This window comes from Enterobacter sp. PL_is514 (genome assembly GCF_055816715.1).
Genome location: NZ_JBVPGN010000028.1, coordinates 128,934 through 150,630, shown reverse-complemented (window position 1 = coordinate 150,630; position 21,697 = coordinate 128,934). Strand labels below are relative to the sequence as shown.

The 21,697-nt window shown below is 55.0% G+C and carries 17 protein-coding genes; 3 read left to right on the top strand and 14 right to left on the bottom strand.

Annotation, left to right across the window (positions count from 1 at the left end):
• Nucleotide 1: 1 nt before the first annotated feature.
• The 10 genes from gmd to AC0TNG_RS06880 all read right to left on the bottom strand — a co-directional run bounded on the left by gmd (nucleotide 2) and on the right by AC0TNG_RS06880 (nucleotide 10,123).
• Complete coding sequence (gmd, locus tag AC0TNG_RS06925) at nucleotides 2-1,123, bottom strand: GDP-mannose 4,6-dehydratase (RefSeq protein ID WP_014884502.1); 1,122 nt, start codon at nucleotides 1,121-1,123, stop codon at nucleotides 2-4.
• Between the two features lie 24 nt (nucleotides 1,124-1,147).
• Nucleotides 1,148-1,696 (bottom strand): colanic acid biosynthesis acetyltransferase WcaF, encoded by a 549-nt coding sequence (wcaF, locus tag AC0TNG_RS06920; RefSeq protein WP_048224018.1) that lies wholly within the window; start codon nucleotides 1,694-1,696, stop codon nucleotides 1,148-1,150.
• 15 nt (nucleotides 1,697-1,711) lie between these two features.
• Nucleotides 1,712-2,458, bottom strand: a complete 747-nt coding sequence (wcaE, locus tag AC0TNG_RS06915) for a colanic acid biosynthesis glycosyltransferase WcaE (RefSeq protein WP_473713344.1) — start codon at nucleotides 2,456-2,458, stop codon at nucleotides 1,712-1,714.
• A 16-nt stretch (nucleotides 2,459-2,474) separates the two neighbouring features.
• Nucleotides 2,475-3,695 carry a colanic acid polymerase WcaD gene (wcaD, locus tag AC0TNG_RS06910; RefSeq protein WP_048992950.1) on the bottom strand — a complete coding sequence of 407 codons (1,221 nt, stop codon included), beginning with the start codon at nucleotides 3,693-3,695 and terminating at the stop codon, nucleotides 2,475-2,477.
• The gene (gene wcaC / locus AC0TNG_RS06905) at nucleotides 3,670-4,887 is read right to left on the bottom strand and encodes a colanic acid biosynthesis glycosyltransferase WcaC (RefSeq protein ID WP_048992951.1); all 1,218 of its coding nucleotides are present in this window, start codon (nucleotides 4,885-4,887) and stop codon (nucleotides 3,670-3,672) included. Before wcaC ends, wcaD begins: the two co-directional genes overlap by 26 nt.
• On the bottom strand, nucleotides 4,884-5,375 hold the full coding sequence (wcaB, locus tag AC0TNG_RS06900; RefSeq protein WP_473713343.1) for a colanic acid biosynthesis acetyltransferase WcaB: 492 nt from the start codon (nucleotides 5,373-5,375) through the stop codon (nucleotides 4,884-4,886). Before wcaB ends, wcaC begins: the two co-directional genes overlap by 4 nt.
• Nucleotides 5,375-6,217, bottom strand: coding sequence for a colanic acid biosynthesis glycosyltransferase WcaA (gene wcaA / locus AC0TNG_RS06895; protein ID WP_023312403.1), 843 nt, complete (start codon nucleotides 6,215-6,217; stop codon nucleotides 5,375-5,377). Before wcaA ends, wcaB begins: the two co-directional genes overlap by 1 nt.
• 151 nt (nucleotides 6,218-6,368) lie before the next feature.
• Nucleotides 6,369-8,531: a tyrosine-protein kinase Wzc gene (wzc, locus tag AC0TNG_RS06890; RefSeq protein WP_061714794.1), complete on the bottom strand. Its 2,163-nt coding sequence runs from the start codon at nucleotides 8,529-8,531 to the stop codon at nucleotides 6,369-6,371.
• Nucleotides 8,532-8,533: 2 nt separating this feature from the next.
• Nucleotides 8,534-8,977 (bottom strand): low molecular weight protein-tyrosine-phosphatase Wzb, encoded by a 444-nt coding sequence (gene wzb, locus AC0TNG_RS06885; protein WP_024908109.1) that lies wholly within the window; start codon nucleotides 8,975-8,977, stop codon nucleotides 8,534-8,536.
• A gap of 6 nt (nucleotides 8,978-8,983) precedes the next feature.
• Nucleotides 8,984-10,123 (bottom strand): polysaccharide export protein, encoded by a 1,140-nt coding sequence (locus AC0TNG_RS06880; RefSeq protein WP_014170829.1) that lies wholly within the window; start codon nucleotides 10,121-10,123, stop codon nucleotides 8,984-8,986.
• Nucleotides 10,124-10,815: 692 nt separating this feature from the next.
• Here AC0TNG_RS06880 and AC0TNG_RS06875 point away from each other — a divergent pair.
• Nucleotides 10,816-12,399, top strand: a complete 1,584-nt coding sequence (locus tag AC0TNG_RS06875; RefSeq protein WP_023312406.1) for a TerC family protein — start codon at nucleotides 10,816-10,818, stop codon at nucleotides 12,397-12,399.
• A 90-nt stretch (nucleotides 12,400-12,489) separates the two neighbouring features.
• On the opposite strand, the gene asmA is transcribed toward AC0TNG_RS06875, so the two are convergent.
• The 3 genes from asmA to udk form a co-directional block, all read right to left on the bottom strand.
• Nucleotides 12,490-14,340 (bottom strand): outer membrane assembly protein AsmA, encoded by a 1,851-nt coding sequence (asmA, locus tag AC0TNG_RS06870; protein WP_024908110.1) that lies wholly within the window; start codon nucleotides 14,338-14,340, stop codon nucleotides 12,490-12,492.
• Between the two features lie 22 nt (nucleotides 14,341-14,362).
• Nucleotides 14,363-14,944: a dCTP deaminase gene (dcd, locus tag AC0TNG_RS06865; protein WP_024908111.1), complete on the bottom strand. Its 582-nt coding sequence runs from the start codon at nucleotides 14,942-14,944 to the stop codon at nucleotides 14,363-14,365.
• A gap of 91 nt (nucleotides 14,945-15,035) precedes the next feature.
• Nucleotides 15,036-15,677 (bottom strand): uridine kinase, encoded by a 642-nt coding sequence (gene udk / locus AC0TNG_RS06860; protein WP_008500855.1) that lies wholly within the window; start codon nucleotides 15,675-15,677, stop codon nucleotides 15,036-15,038.
• Nucleotides 15,678-16,020: 343 nt separating this feature from the next.
• Between udk and AC0TNG_RS06855 the strand changes: the two genes are divergently transcribed.
• A complete protein-coding gene (locus AC0TNG_RS06855; protein ID WP_061714791.1) occupies nucleotides 16,021-19,350 on the top strand; it encodes a diguanylate cyclase in 3,330 nt (1,109 codons plus the stop codon).
• On the opposite strand, the gene alkA is transcribed toward AC0TNG_RS06855, so the two are convergent.
• Entirely contained in the window at nucleotides 19,315-20,187 is an 873-nt protein-coding gene (gene alkA, locus AC0TNG_RS06850) for a DNA-3-methyladenine glycosylase 2 (protein ID WP_248165191.1), read from the bottom strand. The two genes, AC0TNG_RS06855 and alkA, sit on opposite strands and share 36 nt — an antisense overlap.
• A 130-nt stretch (nucleotides 20,188-20,317) precedes the next feature.
• Between alkA and yegD the strand changes: the two genes are divergently transcribed.
• Nucleotides 20,318-21,670, top strand: coding sequence for a molecular chaperone (gene yegD, locus AC0TNG_RS06845; protein ID WP_024908114.1), 1,353 nt, complete (start codon nucleotides 20,318-20,320; stop codon nucleotides 21,668-21,670).
• The last annotated feature ends 27 nt before the right edge of the window (nucleotides 21,671-21,697 follow it).

Below are 21,697 nucleotides of genomic sequence, written 5' to 3'. Positions count from 1 at the left end.
CTCAGGACTCCAGCGCGATGGCAACCTCGTAGCCATGAGACTTGAGCAGGGAGTGTTTTTTCGCTGCTTCAAGATCTTTGGCAACCATCTCGGAAACCATCTCCTGCAGAGTGATTTCTGGTTTCCAGCCCAGCTTCTCGTGCGCTTTGGTTGGGTCACCCAGCAGGGTTTCTACTTCAGCAGGACGGAAGTAGCGCGGGTCAACCTGCACAATCACGTCGCCTGGCTTCACGCCCGGTGCATCGTGGCCGGTCACGGACACAACGATACCTTTCTCTTCCACGCCGGTACCTTCAAAGCGCAGTTTGATGCCCAGCTGTGCCGCGGCCATTTCAACGAACTGACGTACGGAGTACTGCACGCCGGTCGCAATCACGAAGTCTTCTGGCTGTTCCTGCTGCAGCATCATCCACTGCATTTTCACGTAGTCTTTGGCATGGCCCCAGTCACGCAGGGAATCCATGTTGCCGAGGTGCAGGCAAGACTCCAGACCCTGCGCGATGTTGGCGATAGCGCGGGTGATTTTGCGGGTCACGAAGGTTTCGCCACGACGTGGAGATTCGTGGTTGAACAGGATGCCGTTACAGGCGTACATGCCGTAGGATTCACGGTAGTTCACGGTGATCCAGTAGGCGTACAGTTTTGCTACCGCATACGGAGAGCGCGGGTAGAACGGCGTGGTCTCTTTCTGTGGGATTTCCTGCACCAGACCGTACAGCTCAGAGGTGGATGCCTGGTAGAAGCGAGTTTTCTTCTCAAGGCCGAGGAAGCGGATCGCTTCCAGCAGACGCAGCGTACCCATGGCATCAACGTCAGCGGTGTATTCCGGGGACTCGAAGGAGACCGCTACGTGGCTCATCGCGCCCAGGTTGTACACTTCATCCGGCTGCACTTCCTGCAGGATACGGGTCAGGTTGGAGGTATCGGTCAGGTCGCCGTAGTGCAGGTGGAATTTCGGGTTCGCCGCGTGAGGATCCTGATAGATATGATCCACACGTTCGGTGTTGAAAGAAGACGCACGACGTTTAATACCGTGCACTTCATAACCTTTTTCCAGCAGAAACTCTGCCAGGTAAGAACCATCCTGCCCGGTAACGCCGGTGATGAGAGCGACTTTAGACATGTTTATATTCCTCTACTTATGAATTTAATCAGTTTCAACGCGTTCGCGTATCACCACTGCGGGGTTGCCACGGCAAACTTTATTTGCCGGTAGCGATTTAAAAACGCTGCTGCGGGCACCGACTACCGTGCCATCGCCAACAGAAACACCCGGTGCAACAAAAACATCCGTTGCCAGCCAGCATTTTTCGCCAATCACAATAGGCGAAGCGGTAATATCAAAATGCTGACTCATAAAATCGTGGCTGCCGGTGCACAAATAACATTTCTGTGAAACCACCGAATTTGCGCCAATCGTAATCTCGCCCAGGGTATATAACACCGCGTCATCCCCTACCCAGGCGTAATCCCCAAGCGTTAATTTCCACGGATAGGTAATTTTTACCGAAGGTCGGATGACTACGTTTTTTCCTATTTTTGCGCCAAACAGGCGCAATAAAAATGCTCGCCAGCGGTACAGTATTTGCGGTGACCAGGCAAATAAGGTGGCCTGAACGGCCCACCACAGCTGCACTTTAATACCGCCCGCGCCCCGAAAACCTTTCGGTACGGAGAAACCTTTCAGATCCTGCATTACGTTTCCTTATATTCAGGCTTTGTTATATAAGGCTTTCGTTTTACCCGTGGTGCGCACGCGTAATAAATAAGACAATTCCGCCCAAAATGCCGGCATGCGTAATATTTTACGCTGTACGTTTTTGGCGTCCTGGCACAATTCCAGATTATTAGACGTTGACACGCCGCCCATTGAGAATTCAGATACCAGCCCTTTAATTCGACGGAACGGGTAACCTGATTTATACAAGCTGGCAGCCAGTGCATAATCCGAAGACACTTTATACTGCAAATCGTAAGGCTGTTTTTTCAGACCTTTTACCGGGAAGAAAATGGCCTGATGGCTGGCCGGTAAGCTGTGATAGATATACCAGCCTGGCTTCGCGCTGCGGCACACTTTATGTCCGTCGCCAAAATCGAGCAGCGCATCGCCAATATACATGGCATCCTCTTTCTGGCGCGCCAGCTGACGGGCAAACAGCGCCACGTCATCATGGAAAATGTCGCCCGAATTCAGGAAGATAGCATAACGGCCTTGTGCCATGTTGATGCCTTTATTCATCGCATCGTAGATGCCTTTATCTTTCTCGCTGATGTAGCGTAAGTTGAACTCACCGTTGAGTTTTTCCAGAAACTCCGCCGTGCCATCGTTCGAGCCGCCGTCGACCACAATCCACTCAAAGGTGAGGCTTGGATCGCGCGCCAGGTTGCGCAGCGAGCGCCAGGTTTTTACCACCCCTTCGTAATTACGAAAAGCGACAGTAATGACGCTAAGAAACATAAATCACCTCATTTCGTCATACGTTCGTAATATTAAGCGCCTTGCGCAGAATAAACGGACAGACAATCAAGAAAGCATATTCCGGGCTAAATATTGACCCGGTAAAAAACAGCGACACCGGAGTAAAAAGATAAAGCTGAACGCGAAAGTTCTGGTTATCACCAAACGCGTTAATCATCATTTTGAAAACTTTAAACAGATACCACAGGGTCAACAGTACGGCGAACCACGAAAAATAAATAATTAACAGATACAGACCATTGTCTATGGTTTTACCGACATCCGCACCGTTAAAGATTCCGAATGATGCAACATATTCGTAAAGTGAGCCGAATCTTACTACCCCATCAATATGGGTTAAGGAATAACCCACCATCACCAGTGGCCCAATGATGCGATAATAGGACGAAGATCCTTCCGTTCCCAAATCACCCAGACGTTCTGAGATGTACGGGAAGGCAAATATCACGCCTACCATAAATACCGTCAGAGAGATAATCGCCAGCGGCAGTTTTTTCTTAATCGCATCTTTGTTCAGGTACTGGAACGCCCACTCCAGCAGGTAAAACAGGATAAATGTCATTACCCCTGAGAACGATCCAGACAGAACAATTCCTGCAAGAATCATAGCATCGGTCTTAGGCGTTTTGATACCAAACTGTTTGATGCTGAGCCAAATTGAGATTAACGCCAGAGCGAAAAACGCCGGTTCAAAATAGAGGGCTGTAGTACGCTTCCCGCCAAACTTGATGAAGTTCAATACATAGCTGTTACTGTAAATGAGATATTTCGAAATTATCTCCATCAGGCTGCTGCCACCGGTTAGAATAATTTGCGCCATCTCCATGGCAGCAAGCATAACAATTAACGCAACGGCAATATAAAAGAACCTAAGGATTTTCCGATAATTGTGTGGAGAAATAGTTTTAAACCGAATACTCCAGACCATACCGATAATAATGACGATATAAACAAACAGCATGGTTGACGTGACGTATTTACTGGCATCCAGCGACTGGCCAAAGATGTAGTTAAACAGCGTCAGTCCCGTGCCCAGCCCTAAGGCAATCATCAGCTTCTTCAGGTTGATTTTATCGACATACAGCAGAAGCAGAACGGGCAAGAAGGTCACGATGGTTATCGGGAAGCTTTCGCCGAGCTGGGCAATTTTGACGTTGACCAGCAGGTAGATCAGCGGCAGCAGCAGATAACTACAGACTCTGATAGAACGAGACATACTCCTCCAGCATCTGTTGTCCACTGTAGGCCTTGCGGCTGCGGTTGCGGAACGATTCCAGGTCAGTGCCAAAAACGATCTCAGCAATCTGCGCCTTCGGCAGCTGTACCAGAGGCAGGACCTCCTGCTCCGTGAAGGTTTTCCCGCCGGATTTTTCCAGCACTTCACGCGCCGCATCGCTGTGGGTGGCAATCACCGGCACGCCGATTGAGAGCGCTTCGCAGAGGATCAGCGGGTAGTTATCCACGCGAGAGCTGAACACCAGCGCGTCCATTTCATTCAGCGCGCTCATCAGCTTGCGCTTGTCGGTCTCAAACCCGTGGTTCACCACGTTGGCCCCTTCGAACGGTGAAAACTTGCCGAAGGTATGAAGCTCTATCTTGTCCCCCAGCGCCATCATGTCGCGCACCAGCTGCTGGTTGGTTTTACCGTCGTAGCGCAGGTCATGCGCAACGATAGCGATTTTCGGTTTGCCTGCGGTTTCCGCCACCGGGGTCAGCTCCGCAAGAATGGCTTCCGTCGCCACGTCGATGCCGTTGTTGATAATCTGACAGCGCCCTGCCCCGTACAGGCTGTTGAAGGCATCGGCCACGTGCTGGCTTGGAGAGATAAACGTACAGCCGAGCGAGAGCATGTCGCGGAACAGCTGACGCTTTCCGGCCACCAGCTGATGCGCGCGATCCACCTTCACCGGCGGATAGTTGCTTAACGTCGGGCACTTCTGGCAGTTATCTTTCCAGCCTTCGCAACCGTCGGTAAACGCGCAGCGCCCGGTTACGCTCCAGTGATCGTGCAGCGTCCAGACAAAACGGGTGTCGGGCTTGTGGGCCTGCACCTTCTGACAAAACGCCACCACCTCTTCCAGATTCAGCCAGTAGCTGTGCAGCACGTGAAAATGCAGCACAACCGGGCCCGTGGTGCGGGTCACCGTGCGGTAAAGATTGTTCAGGTTGCCAAACAGATCGCGGTTAAACAGGCGGAACAGCGCGATGTTGGCAATCGAGGTCAGACGCGGCGTGTGCTTGTGCACCTGCGGGAAGTTATCGTGGCTGACGCTTTTCTTGCCGCCTTTGCCGTAGCCATAAATAAAACGCGACTGAAGTCCTTTTTGCAGCGCGCGCTGGTGCAGATCCAGGGCCACGCCTGCCGCTCCGCCTTCTGCGAGGCGTACGTTAAATTGCAGAATGTTCATTTAATCACCTTCACGCGGGCTTTTTCTCCCACCACCAGCGCGTTATCCGGAATGCTGTCCAGCACCACGCTGCCAGCACCAATCGTGACGTTATTACCAATCGTGATGTCACCAACGATCACCACGTTCGCCCCCAGCTCGACGTTATTGCCGATGACCGGGCAGGCCAGGCTGTCAGGCCCACGGTTGCCAATGGTGACCGCATGACGAATGGTGAAATCATCCCCGGCGACCACGAACTTGTTGATCACCACCGCATAGCCGTGGTGGATGGTAAAGCGGCGGCCAATGGTGGCAGCGGCCTGGATTTCATAGCCAAAAAAGCATTCGGTGATGATGCGATACAGCACCAGCATGGGTGCCGCCCAGATGTTGTTCAGGACGTTTTTCTTACGCCACACCGAGCAAAAGTGCGCGATGCGGTACGCCAGAACCATGCAGCACGGACGCAGGCTCCAGCTGTTAGCGCGGCAATCTTCCAGAAACATTATTTCCCCCGAAGCCCGTCAGCCAGGCGCTTGCCGTTACGCACGGAAAGCAGCGTCAGCAGCGTGCGCCAGTTCATGCGCTTATTGCGGATCTGATAGAGGGTAAAGAGCTGATATTTGCGGCTGGCACGGTCAAACTTGTCCTTGTGCTTGCGGTAAAAATGGAAGTAGCCGGAGAACTTTTTCGGCGAGGAGGTGATTTGCATCTCCCCGTGGTTGATGTGCAGGATCTGCGTGGCCTCTTCCACTTTCCACGGTTCACCGTATTCCACCACCATGCGCAGGAAGATATCGTAATCCTGCGCGGCCTTGAGTTCGGTATCGAACAGGCACTCTTTGAAACGCCACGCCCAGGTGAAGACCTGGTTACCAATAATGTTGCGCTTGTAGAAAAGGCGGCGAGAGTATGGTGATTTCGGATACAGCGGCAGGCTGGCGGGCTGCGAGTAAACTTCGCCCTGGCAGACATAGTCGTTGGCATACAGAAAAGCGTGCGTAACCAGCTGTTCTTTATGCGACAGGAAGATAGACAGACGGTTCGGCGTCCATTCGTCATCGTCGTCGATACCGGTCAGATACTGCCCTTTGGCCTGCATAATCGCCTGATTACGCACCGCACATGCGCCGGAGTTAATGGCGTTATGCGTATAGACCACCCGCGGGTCGTTGAGGTCAGTCACAAACTTTTGCAGCTGTTCATACGAGGAAGAGCAGTCATCAACGATGATCAGCTCCCAGTTATCGTAATCCTGACGTAACACCGACTTGATTGCGCGGATCGCCAGCTGCTGACGATTCCATGTCGGCATATAGATTGAAACTAAAGGGCGTTGTGTGGTCATTTTTTCCCCTCACCCCGGCCCTCTCCCCAAAGGGGAGAGGGTGAAAGGCAGCCAGTGGTTATCATTACGTTCGTCCCCCAAATCCAGCACCGAACAGTCCCCTCTCCCCTTTGGGGAGAGGGTTAGGGTGAGGGGTGTGGGGTGTGTTTTTTTATTTACTGTCAGACTTATATTCGTACTCGTAATACCCGTAATCCTGGTACCCGGTCGCGCGGCGGAAGATGGAGTTCAGGATCACCCCTTTCACCTCAATGCCGTTCTGCTCGAAGCGGCTCAGGCTGGTTTCCACCTCTTTCAGGGTGTTCACCGCGTAACGCGCTACCATCAGCGTGGTGCCCGCATGGCGGCCAACAACGGCCGCGTCGGTCACGGCCAGAATTGGCGGCGTATCGATCAGCACCAGGTCGTAGTTTTTGCTCGCCCACTCCACCAGCTCGGTGAAGCGTTCGCTCATCAGCAGCTCGGACGGGTTAGGCGGCACCTGACCGCGTGGGATCAGGTCAAATTTCGGCACCGTTGTTGGTTTCGCGCTCTGGCTAATGTCGCCTTTGCCGAGCAGGATTTCCGACAGACCGTTAACGTTGTTGGTGCCCAGCAGTTCGTGGGTATAGCCCTTGCGCATATCACAGTCGATCAGCAGCACGCGCTTGTTGGTCTGGCTGACCACCGCCGCCAGGTTGGCGCAGACGAAGGTTTTACCGATTGACGGGCTAACGCCGGTTAACATCAGGACGTTGTTTTTGGCCTGCATCATGGCGAAGTGCAGACTGGTACGCAGGCTACGGATCGCTTCGATAGCGAGGTCGGTCGGGTTACCCACCGCCAGCAGCTGGCTCTGTTTGTAACGCTTAACGCCCTTGATGGTTTTGACGCTGTCACGGGATTTTTGCCACTCAGACAGCGGAATGCTGGCATAGACGTTGATACCGCTCTCTTCCAGCACCTGCGGGCTTTCGATACCGCGGTTGAACAGGGAACGCAACAGCACGCCCACGATAGAGAGCATCAGGCCGAGAATAATGCTGCCGAGAATGATCAGCGCTTTCTTCGGCTTCAGTACGCCAGGCTGGGTAATAGCCGGGTCGACGATGCGCACGTCACCCACGGTACTGGCTTCGGTGATTTTCAGCTCCTGCTGCTTGTTCAGCAGCTGCATGTAAACCTGCTGTCCGGACTCCACGTCGCGGGTCAGACGCACGATCTCCTGCTGCGTTTTCGGCATCGCGGTCACGCGGTCATTGAGCTTCGCTTTCTCTTCTTCCAGCGTACGGCGTTTCTCCAGCAGCGTGCGGTAGGCCGGGTGACGTTTGGTATAAAGCTTGGAAATCTCCGCCTCTTTGAAGGTCAGCTCGTTGAGCTGCGCATCAATGTTAACCATCGAATCGAGGACCGATTTCGCCTCCAGCGGCAGGTCAACGGAGTCTTTATCCTGACGGTAGGCGTTCAGCTTGTTCTCGGCATCATCCAGACGGCCGCGTACTTCCGGGAGCTGTTTCGCAAGGAAGGCCAGGCTTTTCGCCGCTTCCGCCGATTTACGCTCAACGTTCTGCTCAAGATAGTTGCGGGTAATGCTGTTCAGGATGTCGCGGATCTGATCCTTATCTTCACCGGTAAAGGTCATGCTCAGCACGCCGGTGTCCTTACCGTTTTCGGTGACGGTCAGGTTGTTCTGCAGATTGTTGATCATCCCCAGCGTGGAGAATTTGGTGACGGTGAATTCACCGCCCTCCTGGGCGTTGATCGCGCTGACCATCATGCTGACGCCGTCTTTGGTCAGCATCTGCCCTACTACACCGCGCGCGCTAAAACCTGCGTCGCTGGTTAGCTGGTACTGTTTCGGACCAAGCACCGTCAGGGTAAACGTCTGATCGGCAGCCCCTTTCGGCAGCACGAAGTCAGTCACTTTCACCGTGTCGTTGCTTCGCCCCATCAGACGATCCCAGCCGGCACCAAAGACCGGGAAGGTATTTTTGGTGACGGAGATATCGAGCCCGAGGTCGTGAACCGTTTTACCCAGCACCAGACGTGACTGGATGAGCTGAATTTCGGCGTCGGATGCCGGCGGCTTGTTCGCCAGCGCGGAACCGATGTCCTGCACCAGCGAGTTGCCGGTATTCTGCTCGATCTGCACCAGCGCGTCGGCGCTGTAGATAGGGGTGGCGAACAGCGTGTAGACGACGGCCGCCGCGGCAAATACGGCGGTAATGCCAAGCACCCACCACTTTGCCTCTACAACAGTGCCGACCAGGCGCCCAATATCAATTTCATCACTGCCCGAAATCGGGGCGGCAGAAGGTCTTGTTTTTTCTGTCATTGTTATCCCTGCTGAACTTTCAGTGCCTGCGCCCACTGTTGGGCAGACTGGTCAAGTAAGGTGTAAACCGCCTCAAAGGCCTCATGGCTTTTGCGATACGGATCGGGGATTTCACGTTCATTGTCCCAGTGACCAAACAGCATCACCTTGCCGCGCATCTCCGGAGCGATCTCGCACAGCGCATGAATATGGCGTTTTTCCATCGTCAGGATCAGGTCATACTCCCGGCACATGCGGCCAGTGACCTGGCGGGCCACGTGGCCGTCGAGAGAGAGGTGATGATCCCGCGCCACGCTCGTAGCGCGCTCATCGGCACCTTTACCGACCAGTGCACCCAGCCCTGCCGAATCAACGGTCAGTTCGGGCTGGTAGTGTTTCAACAACCGTTCAGCCGTGGGGGAACGGCAAATGTTCCCCACGCATACCACCAGAATTTTGTTAAACATCGCGGATTACCAGGTATGAATGTCGCGCGCCGTATCCGTCATGTAGCGAACGCCACTGATGGTTGGCAGCAACTGGTTGATCAGACGGTTCCAGCGGGCAACCGGCGCGGTGGTGACGTACACCACATCGTATGGCTGAAGACGGAACTCCGTCGCCATCACCAGAGAGGTCGCATCGGACATATCCAGCTGGTAGATGTTGGCAATCTTGCCTTTCGCACTGCCCTCACCTTTAAGCGGACGGATCACGAAGATACCGGTCGCGTTAGAGGTCGTCAGATCGATACCTTCAGCATTGCCCAGCGCTTCGGTCAGGGTCATACCGCTGAAGTCCATTTTGAGGGTGCTCTGTTTCTTCACTTCACCCATCACGAAGACTTTCAGATCGTCATTGCGCGGCACGTAGAGAATGTCGCCCGGATAGAGCAGACGGTTCTGGGTCAGATCGCCGTTTTGCATCAGCGCCTGCAGCGAAATGCGCTGCTCCTTCCCATTGTGGGTGAGTACCACGTTGCGCCAGTCGGCGCCGTCGGTTAACCCGCCCGCGGCGTTAATGGCATCCAGTACGGTCAGAGGAACGTTGGTGATGGCCTGCTGGCCGGATTTGTTCACCTGGCCGGAGATATAGGCTTTTTGCGAGCGGAATGCGGCGATATTAACGTCCACCTGCGGATCGGCGATGTACTGCGCTAAGCGGCCGGTAATATCACTACGGATCTCGGCAAGCGTTTTCCCTGCAACATGGACTTTACCAATGTAGGGATAGAACATGGTGCCATCTGACTGCACCCAGTTACCGGTGTCGCTTGAGCTGCGGTACTGGCCCGCTGGCGTGGTCAGTTCCGGGTGGTCCCAGACGGTCACGTTGATCACGTCACCCGGCCCCACGCGGTACTGGTAGGACGCAATTTCCTGGTCCAGCGACATATTCGGCTGGGCAACATTCGGACGTGGACGTAATTGTTCGACCAGACGAGGCGTAAGTGGATAAACATTCACCATTTTGTCGAGATCAAAATCGGCATCCTGTTGCTTGATCACATCCTTACCCATTGTTGACATATTGCTGCCGGGAAAGACCGTGCAACCACTCATCAAGGTCACAGACACCAATAATGGCATCAATTTCATTTTGGATTTCATCATTGATTATTTATCACTTTGGCAGAGTAATTACCCTGTGCAATTTAAATAAGCTCGAGTCGTATTGGGTTTCAGCATGCAGTTAATCAAATAGAAATATAACTGGCATCAGTCCTAAAAAAAGCTTATTCATCCATTGGCTATTGACAGAATAATCGGGGCTGATTCACACGCTTTCAGGCACGCTACCGCCCTTGGCTTTCAGTTACCAATCCACTGACTAAACAATGTGTTATGGATAGACACCCTCTTGAGCAAGGTCTTCTGGAAATATATCAGCCGCTTGAGAAACCAGACGGATAATGAATAACCATCCCTGAAGACCGAACATTAATAGCAACACCGAGATTTAACATTTGATGCTGGGAGAATTGTTGCAGCTAACCTAATAGCAGGCAAGGAGACAACTGTCCTAATATCAGTTTTTAAGATTAATATTAAGAGCAAATTTTTGACCTTTTAGGAATTTCTTTATATTGACAAAAAGAGACTAAAAACCATTATCTGCGATATATCCTAAAATGCTTTCTTTGTAATTAAATATACGTATTTCGCTTATTTACACCCTGTTGAGAATGCTCTCTTTTTTACCCCTTGTATTAAGAGAAATCTCAGCCCGGCATTGCAATTTCCCCCAGCTTTATCCATGATCGAAGTGTGACATTCGTCATATAACAGAAGGTATTACTATTACTATGGAATGGATTGCCGATCCCTCAATCTGGGCCGGGCTGGTTACGCTGGTCGTCATCGAGTTAGTGCTCGGGATTGATAATCTGGTCTTTATCGCCATCCTCGCTGAAAAACTGCCCCCTTCCCAGCGCGACCGCGCGCGCGTGACGGGTCTGCTGCTGGCGATGGTGATGCGGTTACTGCTGCTGGCCTCTATCTCCTGGCTGGTCACGCTCACTCAGCCACTGTTCTCCATTCACGGTCTGAGTTTTAGCGCACGCGATCTCATCATGCTCTTCGGCGGGTTGTTCCTGCTGTTCAAAGCCACCGTGGAACTCAACGAGCGGCTGGAAGGCAAAGACAGCGAGAACCCAACCCAGCGCCGCGGGGCGAAATTCTGGCCGGTGGTAGCGCAGATCGTGGTGCTGGATGCGGTCTTCTCCCTGGACTCGGTGATCACCGCCGTCGGGATGGTGGACCACCTTGCGGTGATGATGGCCGCGGTGATTATCGCCATCACCCTGATGGTGATGGCCAGCAAGGCGCTCACACGGTTTGTGAACAGTCACCCGACAATCGTCATTCTCTGTCTGAGCTTCCTGCTGATGATTGGCTTTAGCCTGGTGGCCGACGGTTTTGGCTTCCATATTCCGAAAGGCTACCTGTATGCCGCCATCGGGTTCTCCGTCATGATTGAAGCGCTTAACCAGCTGGCGATATTTAACCGCCGCCGCTTCCTGTCCGCGAATCAGACCCTGCGCCAGCGTACGGCAGACACGGTTATGCGCCTGTTAAGCGGTAAGAAAGAGGATGCGGAGCTGGACGCCGAATCCTCAGCCATGCTGGCCGACCACAGCGACGGGCTGATCTTTGACCCGCAGGAACGGCGGATGATTGAGCGAGTGCTCAATCTGAACCAGCGGACGGTCAGCAGCATCATGACCTCACGACATGACATTGAACATATCGACCTGACGGCACCCGAAGAGCACATTCGCGCCCTGCTGGATAAAAACCAGCACACCCGCGTGGTGGTGACCGGCGGTGAAGAGGAAGAGGAGCTGCTGGGCGTGGTGCACGTTATTGACCTGCTCCAGCAGCAGCTGCACGGCGAGGCGCTCAATCTGCGCGTGCTGGTACGCCAGCCGCTGGTCTTCCCGGAGGGGCTACCGCTGCTCTCCGCCCTTGAGCAATTCCGTAACGCGCGCACGCACTTTGCCTTTGTGGTGGATGAGTTTGGTTCGGTGGAAGGGCTGGTCACGCTCAGCGACGTGATGGAAACCATCGCCGGTAATCTGCCAAACGAGGTGGATGAGATTGATGCCCGCCACGACATTCAGAAAAACGCAGACGGTTCGTGGACGGCTAACGGCCATATGCCGCTGGAAGATCTGGTGCAATATGTCCCGCTGCCGCTGGATGAAAAGCGGGAATATCACACCATTGCCGGTCTGCTGATGGAGTATTTGCAGCGTATCCCGCAGCCGGGGGAAGAGGTTCAGGTGGGCGACTATCTGCTGAAAACCCTGCAGATTGAAAACCATCGCGTGCAGAAGGTTCAGCTCATTCCGCTGCGGGATGAGGAAGAACTGGATTTCGAGGTATAAAAAAGCCGGGTGGCGCTTCGCTTACCCGGCCTACGATGTTCGGTTTTTGTAGGCCGGGTAAGGCGAAGCCGCCACCCGGCGCAACAGGCATCACAGCTTATCCAGCAGCTTTTTCACATCCTTGCCGTCCTGTGAATCTTTATTACGATCCGCCCAGCCGCTAAGCCGACGTTTCGCTTCATCCTGCAGATGCTTACGCAGGATCTGATCCACCTGCAGGCTGTAATTCAGGGCCTGCCATTTACCATATACGGTCAGCGGAACCGGCGTCTCTTTCAGGAAGTCGATGAGCTTGCTCTCACCCTGCCAGCCTGAAAGTACCCGCACGTTAAAGCGCGTGTCCGCCGTCTCTTTCACCAGATCCAGCTTACCGTCACCCGTCATTGATAACAGTGAAGAGGTGCCCTGCATTCCGTCGAGAGAAAGTTGTCCGTTGTCCAGCGTCAGGTCCGCGGTGAAGCTGTCGAAGCGCGTGGCGCTGTCATAGTTATCCTGCGCTTTCACATCGCTGCTGCGCTCAACCGCCTGCTGCACCAGCTGCTGGAAGTTAAGCCCTTCCATACGGGAGTTTTTCAGATCAAGATGCGCCTGCCCCTGCCACTCGCGGCGGAAAGCATCGGCATCAATTTTCGTGCCTGAGAAGTCACCCGCTAGCGTCAACTGACCCGTCAGGGATATCGGGTAGTTAAACGCTTTCAGGATGGTACCTATCTCAACGTTGTCGAGACGCGGCTGGAATTCGGCGCTGGCAATGTCTTTACGGACATCCAGCGTGCCGGGCAGCGAGAGGTTCCCTGCGCCCATCTTACCGCTCAGTTCGGAGATCACCAGCAAACCGTTATGGTTAAACATCTGGCTGCTCACGTCGGTAAAATCAATACCGCGCCAGCGCAGGCTATTGGCTTTCAGCAGAATATCCGCCGTGAATCCGCGCAGGGCGTTATAGTCAGGTTGATCAAGATTAGACGAGATAACCGGACGCGATACCGGTGCCTGGCTTTGCCCCGTCTGCGTGGCATCGCTGTCGGTGGCGCTGGCTGGCAGCGGCGGCAGCAGGTTTTCCAGATTGAGCTTGTCAAACTGCAGATTCAGCACCCACTTCGGCTTCTCTTCGAGCGTAACGCTCGCCTGCCCCTTCAGGCTACTGTCATTTGCCTGCAGGTTGAGATTATCCAGCTCCAGCTGCTTTTGTTCTTCGCGCCAGACGGCCTGCAGCGTTCCCTGCCCGGTGATCCCCTGGGTGGGAAGATCGGCCCCCGTCAGCTGCCAGTCCAGTTGCTGAATGTCAGCGGTGAGCTGGTGCGGATAGTCTGAGGCATTGACGCTGGCATTCAGCGACAGGGTCAAATCGCGCTGATCGCGATTCACGCGCCCGCTAAACGCCACCGACGCAAGATGGTGCGCATCCTGTTCCATCTGCAGGTTAATGTTGCGAACGGTCACCTGCTCCTGGTGCTCATGCTGGAAAACCAACACGCTATCGGCCACTTTCAGCTTGCCGATATCAAAGGACCAGCCTGTATCAGACGGCTCATCAGGCAGGGTATTTTCGCGCGGCGCAACCGGTGCATTTGCATCGCGCACGGCTTCGGATTGCGGGGTGAGCTGAATCACCGCGCCTTTCAGCATCACCTGTTTAACCTGCAGCTGATGGGAAATGAGCGGGAACAGCGCCACATCAAGGCGCATGTTGTCTGCGGACACCAGCGGCTGGGACGCCCCCGGTGCCGTAAGCGACATGCGGCCAGAGAGAATGCTGAGCTGCGGCCAGACGTGCCAGCGCAGCGGCCCGTCAAGCTTCAGTTGATAACCACTGCGTGCCTCGACCTGCCGCACCATGTAAGCGCGGAAATCGTTAGGGTTAACAAGCAGAACCAACGCCGAAAGGCCGGCCACCAGCACCACCAGCAAAATCATCAGCGTTGTCAGAACTCTTCTCATGGCATCCTCAATGGGCTAACGATCAGTCTTTATCAATACGGCTGGCAACCGCGCCCTGCTGGTCGCGATATTTTGCGTCCTGCCGACGGTTATAAGGACGATCTGCCGGGCCTGACAGCGGTTCAAAGCTCAACGCGCCGATCATCATCCCCGGGCGCAGCGCCAGCGGCAATTTACCGGCGTTGAAGAACTCCAGTACGATACGCCCCGACCAGCCTGGATCGATACGGTGCGCGGTCACGTGGACCATCAGTCCCAGTCGTGCCAGCGAAGAGCGGCCATCAAGCCAGCCGACGAGGTCCGCAGGCAGAGTGACGGATTCAAATGTGACCGCCAGCGCCAGTTCACCCGGATGCAGATAAAAGGCTTCGCCGTCGTCGATAACGATTTCATCACTCATCACGCGATCGAGCGCGGCGCTAACTTCGTCCTTCGGCCCGCTGAGGTCGATGAACGGTGCGGTATGGCCGCTAAAGGTGCGGAATTTATTACCTAACCGTACATCAACGGTCACGCCATTGATACGCTCAACAGGTGGACGTGGGGTAATAGACAAACGGCCTTCATCCAGCCAGGCTTCTATATCGCGATCACAAAGACGCATGGCACTTTCTCCTTTCATGCATCGTACCCTGAAGCGGTAAGCGCTCAGGGTAAAACCAGGTTATCTCTGAACGGTACACAATTCACGCGGCTTATTCAAAAAACTGGCTGATTTTCGCTTTTAAGATATCAATAGCAATGCGGTTTTTACCCCCGCGCGGCACGATGATATCGGCGTATTGTTTGGATGGCTCAATAAACTGCAGGAACATCGGGCGGACCGTTTTCTGGTATTGCGCCATAACGGAGTCCATCGAACGGCCACGTTCATTCACGTCGCGCTTGATGCGGCGCATCAGGCAGATATCCAGCGGGGTATCAACGAAAATAGAGAAGTTCATGGATTCACGCAGGCGGGCGTCGGTCAGCAGCAGGATGCCTTCAAGGATAATGACCTTTTTCGGCTCGATGCGGATGGTTTCCTGGGTGCGGGTGTGTTCTACGTAGCTGTAAACGGGCAGCTCAATCGCCTGGCCGCTCTTAAGCGCTTCTAAATGCTGGAACAGCAGGCTGTGATCCATCGCATTGGGGTGGTCATAGTTGGTTTTGACGCGTTCTTCCATCGACAGATGGGATTGATCTTTGTAATAGCTGTCTTCGGGAATGACGCCGATATGCTCATCACCTACTTGTTCACGCAGTTCGCGATAAAGCGTACTGGCAATTAGACTTTTACCTGAAGCCGATGCGCCGGCGATGCCTATAATGACGCACTGATGAGACTTATCAGTCATAAATTTAGCGACCTGATTAACCTGGATGTTAAGGAAGGACGACGCCGGAGCGTCAAACGCGGCAATTATAGGGATTTCGCGGGCGTGATACCAGTCGAATGCACAGGTTCTGCGAGACTGGCCGAAAAGTGACGTTTTATTCCCTGAGTGAAATTTAAATGAACGTTTTTTCAGCGTTTAATCGTTTTTTTTAACGGAGTAAGTATTTAATAAGTCTATGGTGTCAAATTCTGAGCGGTCACCATATGAATTGTAAATTGTTTGTACTAGCATAAACCAAATTATCAAATTCACGCGTTCGGACATCTTCCCTGACGGCATGACGTCTCTGGATAAAGCGGTAATGAATAAACAATACCAGCGGGTTTTGGTTACCACCCCACATCCTCTAATACGACTTGTCTGTCTGGGCCTGGTCACCTTTATCTTTACCTTATTTTCGCTGGAGCTCACCCGCTTCGGTACCCTGCTGGCCCCGCTCTGGTTCCCCACCGCCATTATGATGGTGGCGTTTTACCGCCATGCGGGGAAAATGTGGCCGGGAATCGCCCTGGCCTGTTCGTTCGGCAATGTTCTGGCCTCGTGGATGCTGTTTTCATGGGGGTCGGTCAGCTTCATCTACCCTTCTATCAACGTCATTGAGGCCGCTATCGGCGCGCTGTTTCTGCGCAAATGGCTCCCGTGGTACAACCCGCTGCAGAATCTGAACGACTGGATCCGCGTGGCCATCGGCAGCGCGCTGGTTCCGCCGCTGGTGGGCGGTATTCTGGTGTCTCTGCTGGCACCCGGCCCTGAACCCCTGCGCAATTTCTTCGTCTGGGTGTTGTCAGAAGCCATTGGCGCGCTGGCGCTGGTGCCGCTGGGCCTGCTGTTTAAACCCCATTATCTGCTGCGCCACCGTGACCCGAGATTGCTGCTGGAAACGCTGACCACGCTGGCCGTAACGTTAGCCCTCAGTTGGGCAGCCATCACCTGGCTGCCGTGGCCTTTCACCTGCGTGATTGTTCTGCTGATGTGGAGCGCCGTGCGCCTGCCACGGATGGAAGCGTTCATGGTGTTTCTGGTCACCGTAATGGTTGTGTCGCTGATGATTGCCCGTAACCCTCTGGCGCTGACCACGCAGCACGCCGGGCCGATGCTGAACGCCCCCTGGCTGCCGTTCCTGATGCTGCTCCTGCCCGCTAACGTGATGACCATGGTGATGTACGCCTTCCGCGCCGAGCGCAAACACATCACCGAAAGCGAGGAGCGCTTCCGCAATGCGATGGAGTATTCGGCCATCGGTATGGCGCTGGTCAGCATTGAGGGCAAATGGCTTCAGGCTAACAAGGCGCTGTGCAATTTCCTCGGTTACAGCCAGACTGAGCTCCAGTCGCTGACCTTCCAGCAGCTCACCTGGCCGGAAGATCTGCACACCGACCTGGAACAGCTTGAACAGCTGGTCAATGGCGATATCAATACCTATACCCTCGAGAAGCGCTATTACACCCGCGACGGGGAAGTGGTCTGGGCGCTGCTGGCCGTCTCCGTCGTGCGTCATGCCGACGGCTCGCCGCTCTATTTTATCGCCCAGATTGAAGACATTAACGACCTGAAGCAGACCGAATGGGTCAATAAGCGCCTGATGGAGCGCATTACGCTGGCTAACGAAGCGGGCGGCATCGGCATCTGGGAGTGGGATCTGGAGCCAGACATTATCAGCTGGGACAAGCGGATGTTTGAGCTGTATGAAATCCCGCCGCACATCAAGCCCACCTGGCAGCTCTGGCATGACACAATGCTGCCGGAAGATCGCGCCCACGCAGAGAAGGTGCTGCGGGACTCTCTGATTTCCCGTCTGCCGTTTAAGCTGGAATTTCGCATTCGCGTGAAGGAAGGCGTGCGCCATATTCGCTCCCTGGCGAACCGGGTGCTTAATAAGCAGGGTGAGGTCGAACGGCTGCTCGGCATCAACATGGACATGACCGAGGTTAAGCAGCTCAACGAAGCCCTCTTCCAGGAAAAAGAGCGTCTGCACATCACCCTCGATTCCATCGGTGAAGCGGTACTGTGTACCGATATCAACATGAACGTCACCTTTATGAACCCGGTGGCAGAGAAAATGAGCGGCTGGCTGCAGACCGAGGCTATCGGCCAGCCGATCCTGAAGGTGTTGCACATCACCTTTGGTGAAAAAGGGCCGCTGATGGAGAATATTCACAGCGGCGATATGTCCCGTTCCGATATCGATCAGGACGTGGTGCTGAACTGCCGTACCGGTGGAAATTTCGATATTCATTACAGCATTACGCCGCTCAGCACGCTGGATGGGCAGAATATTGGCTCGGTTATCGTGATTCAGGACGTGACCGAGTCGCGCAAAATGCTGCGCCAGCTCAGCTATAGCGCCTCCCACGACGCCCTGACCCATCTGGCAAACCGGGTCAGCTTCGAAAATCATCTCAAACGCCTCCTGCAGACCGTTCGCGAAACGCGCCAGCGTCATGCTCTGGTCTTTATCGATCTCGATCGCTTCAAAGCCGTCAACGATACGGCAGGCCACGCGGCGGGCGATGCCCTGCTGCGGGAACTCTCTTCCCTGATGTTGACCATGCTCCGCTCCAGCGACGTGCTGGCGCGTCTGGGCGGGGACGAGTTCGGCTTACTGTTACCGGACTGCAATATTGAAAGCGCGCGCTATATTGCCGGTCGCCTGATCCACACGATCAATGACTATCACTTTATGTGGGAAGGCCGCCTGCACCGGATCGGCGCCAGCGCCGGCATCACGCTGATTGATGAAAATAACCATCAGGCGTCGGAGATCATGTCGCAGGCGGATATTGCCTGTTATGCCTCAAAAAACAGCGGGCGCGGCATGGTGACGGTTTACGAACCCCAGCAGGAGCGGGATCACCACACGCGCAACATGATGTCGCTTGATGAACAGTGGCACATGATTAAAGACAATCACCTGATGATAATTGCCCGCAGCGTCGCCTCCCCGCGCATCCCGGAAAGCAGTAATTTCTGGCTGCTGTCGTTACGCCTGTGGACCAGTCAGGGCGAAGTCCAGGAAGAGCATGCTTTCCGCTCGGGTCTGGCGGAACCTGAGCTTTTGCACGCCCTCGACAGACGTATTTTTAGCGAGTTTTTCCGCACCTATGCCGCCCAGATCGCCAGTAAAGGCATGGGTGTGGCACTGCCGCTTTCTGAGGCTGGTTTAGCCAGCGTGACGCTGGTCGATGAGCTTCTCGACCTGCTGGATAAAAGCCCCATGCCGGGTCGTCTGCTACATCTGGTTATCTCTGCTGATGTGGTGTGCAGCCCGGATAAGAACCTGCAGCGGAGTCTGCAAAAGCTTCGCCAGGCGGGCTGCCGCGTGATCTTCAGCCAGGTGGGACGCGACATGAACGTCTTTACCCACCTGACAGCGAATATGGCCGACTATCTGATGCTGGACGCTGAGGTGGTAAGCAACGTGTATGGCAATCTGATGGATGAGATGATGGTGACCATTGTGCAGGGCCACGCCCAGCGTCTGGGAATGAAAACCATCGCGGGCCCCTGCAACCAGCCCATCATGATGGATACGCTCTCCGGCATCGGCATTGATTTTATCTTTGGTGACACCATCGCCGAGCCGCAGCCGCTGGATCTACTGCTCAACACCAGCTATTTCGCCATCAACTGACGGCGACCAGCCGTCGGTGTACCAGATGTGCAGCAGCGCGTAAGAGCGCCACGGCTGCCAGCGCTCGGCATAACGACGAATTTGCGCGGGCGTCATCCCGGCAAACCGTTGTTTAATCAGGTAATCATCCGGAAGAAATACATCTTTCGCCTGCCAGCCGCGCAGGGCCAGATAATTTGCCGTCCAGCGCCCTATACCCGGCCGCTGCTGTAGCGCCTTCATCCCCTCCTCTATGTTCGCGGGTGGGAAAAGCGGAAACGTCCCGTCGATGACCGACTGCGCCAGATGAATCAGCGACTCCGCACGCTTTACCGGCATACCTAACGCTTTCAGCGCCAGAGGATCCGCTGCCGCCAGCGCCTGCGGCGTGGGGAAGCAGAGATAGCCCGGGCAATCCGCCACGGGTTCGCCGCATAACGCCACCACGCGCGACGCCAGCTTCGCCGCCATCGCCACGCTCACCAGCTGTCCGAGAATTGCCCGAACGCCCTGCTCGTACGCATCCATCGCTCCCGGCAAACGTAAGCCTGGCCGGGCAGCACCGAGATCGCCCAGCGTCTCCGCGATGCGCTGCGGATTGCAGGCAAGATCGAACAGGCGTTCGATGCGTTCAAGGCACGTCTGCGCAACCGGAATTAACCCCGGGCTGAGGATCACGGTCAGCGTATGGGTGGCGATATCCGGAGTCACGCGGAAGATCCCCTGATGTCCTTCGCAGGCAAAACTGCGCTCGTAGTAGTCGTGCGTGACGGTTTCAATGCCCGTTACCGCACGCGCGCCAAGAAAGCCAAACATCCACTGCCAGTCATAAGGGGGAAGCCAGGTGAGGGTATACATCGTTACTCCTTTTTTAGTGTTATCAGCATAAACGGAAAGACCCTGTATTGCCTTGCTTTCATATTCCTGTTGTCGCCATGCAGACATTTCGTTAAAGTCTCGCCCCTTCTCACCGGCATGGGGATTCATCGTGTTTATTGGATTTGACTACGGTACGGCAAACTGCTCGGTTGCGATTATGCAAAACGGGCAGCCACGGCTCCTGAAAATGGAAAAAGAGAGCACGCTGCTGCCGTCTATGCTCTGCGCACCGACGCGTGAAGCGGTGAGCGAATGGCTGTTTCGTCACCATCAGGTTCCGGCCACGGCGACGGAGACCCAGGCGCTGCTGCGCCGGGCGGTCAGCTTTAACCGCGAGGAAGACATCGACGTTACGCCGTCCAGCGTGCAGTTCGGTCTCTCTTCGCTCGGGCATTACATTGAAGACCCGGAAGAGGTCTACTTCGTTAAGTCACCAAAATCCTTCCTCGGTGCCAGCGGCCTGAAGCCGCAGCAGGTCGCGCTGTTCGAAGACCTGGTGTGCGCGATGATGCTGCATATTCGTCATCAGGCGCAGACGCAGGTCTCCGATGCGATTACCCAGGCGGTGATTGGCCGTCCGATCAACTTCCAGGGGCTGGGCGGCGACGAGGCCAACCAGCAGGCGCAGGGGATCCTTGAGCGTGCGGCGCACCGCGCGGGCTTCCGCGACGTGGTGTTCCAGTATGAGCCGGTTGCCGCGGGGCTGGACTTTGAAGCCACGCTGACGGAAGAGACGCGCGTATTAGTCGTGGACATCGGCGGGGGCACGACGGACTGCTCGCTGCTGCTGATGGGCCCGCAGTGGCATAACCGTCGCGATCGTGAAAACAGCCTGCTCGGGCACAGCGGCTGCCGCGTAGGCGGTAACGATCTTGATATCGCGCTGGCATTCAAGAGCCTGATGCCGCTGCTCGGCATGGGGGGTCAGACGGAAAAAGGCATTGCTCTGCCGATCCTGCCGTGGTGGAACGCGATTGCCATCAACGATGTGCCTGCGCAAAGTGATTTTTACAGCACCGCCAACGGCCGCTTCCTGAACGATCTGATGCGTGATGCGCAGGACGGCGAAAAAGTCGCCCTGCTCTATAAAGTGTGGCGCCAGCGTCTGAGCTACCGCGTGGTGCGTACCGCGGAAGAGAGCAAAATCGCCCTGTCCGACCGCGCTGAGCATGCGGTCTCCCTGCCGTTTATCAGCGACGAACTGGCCACCGCCATTTCGCAGGACGGGCTGGAGGCGGCGCTCGCGCAGCCGCTGCAGCGCATTCTGGAACAGGTGCAGCTGGCGCTGGAGAACGGCAAAGAGAAGCCGGACGTTATCTACCTGACCGGAGGTAGCGCCCGTTCGCCGCTGATTAAAAAAGCGCTGGCGGAACAGCTGCCGGGTATTCCGATTGCGGGTGGAGATGACTTTGGCTCCGTTACCGCAGGGCTGGCGCGCTGGGCGCAGGTGATGTTTAGCTAGCGTTGTTGCGGTGCGGTCTGGTGCCCT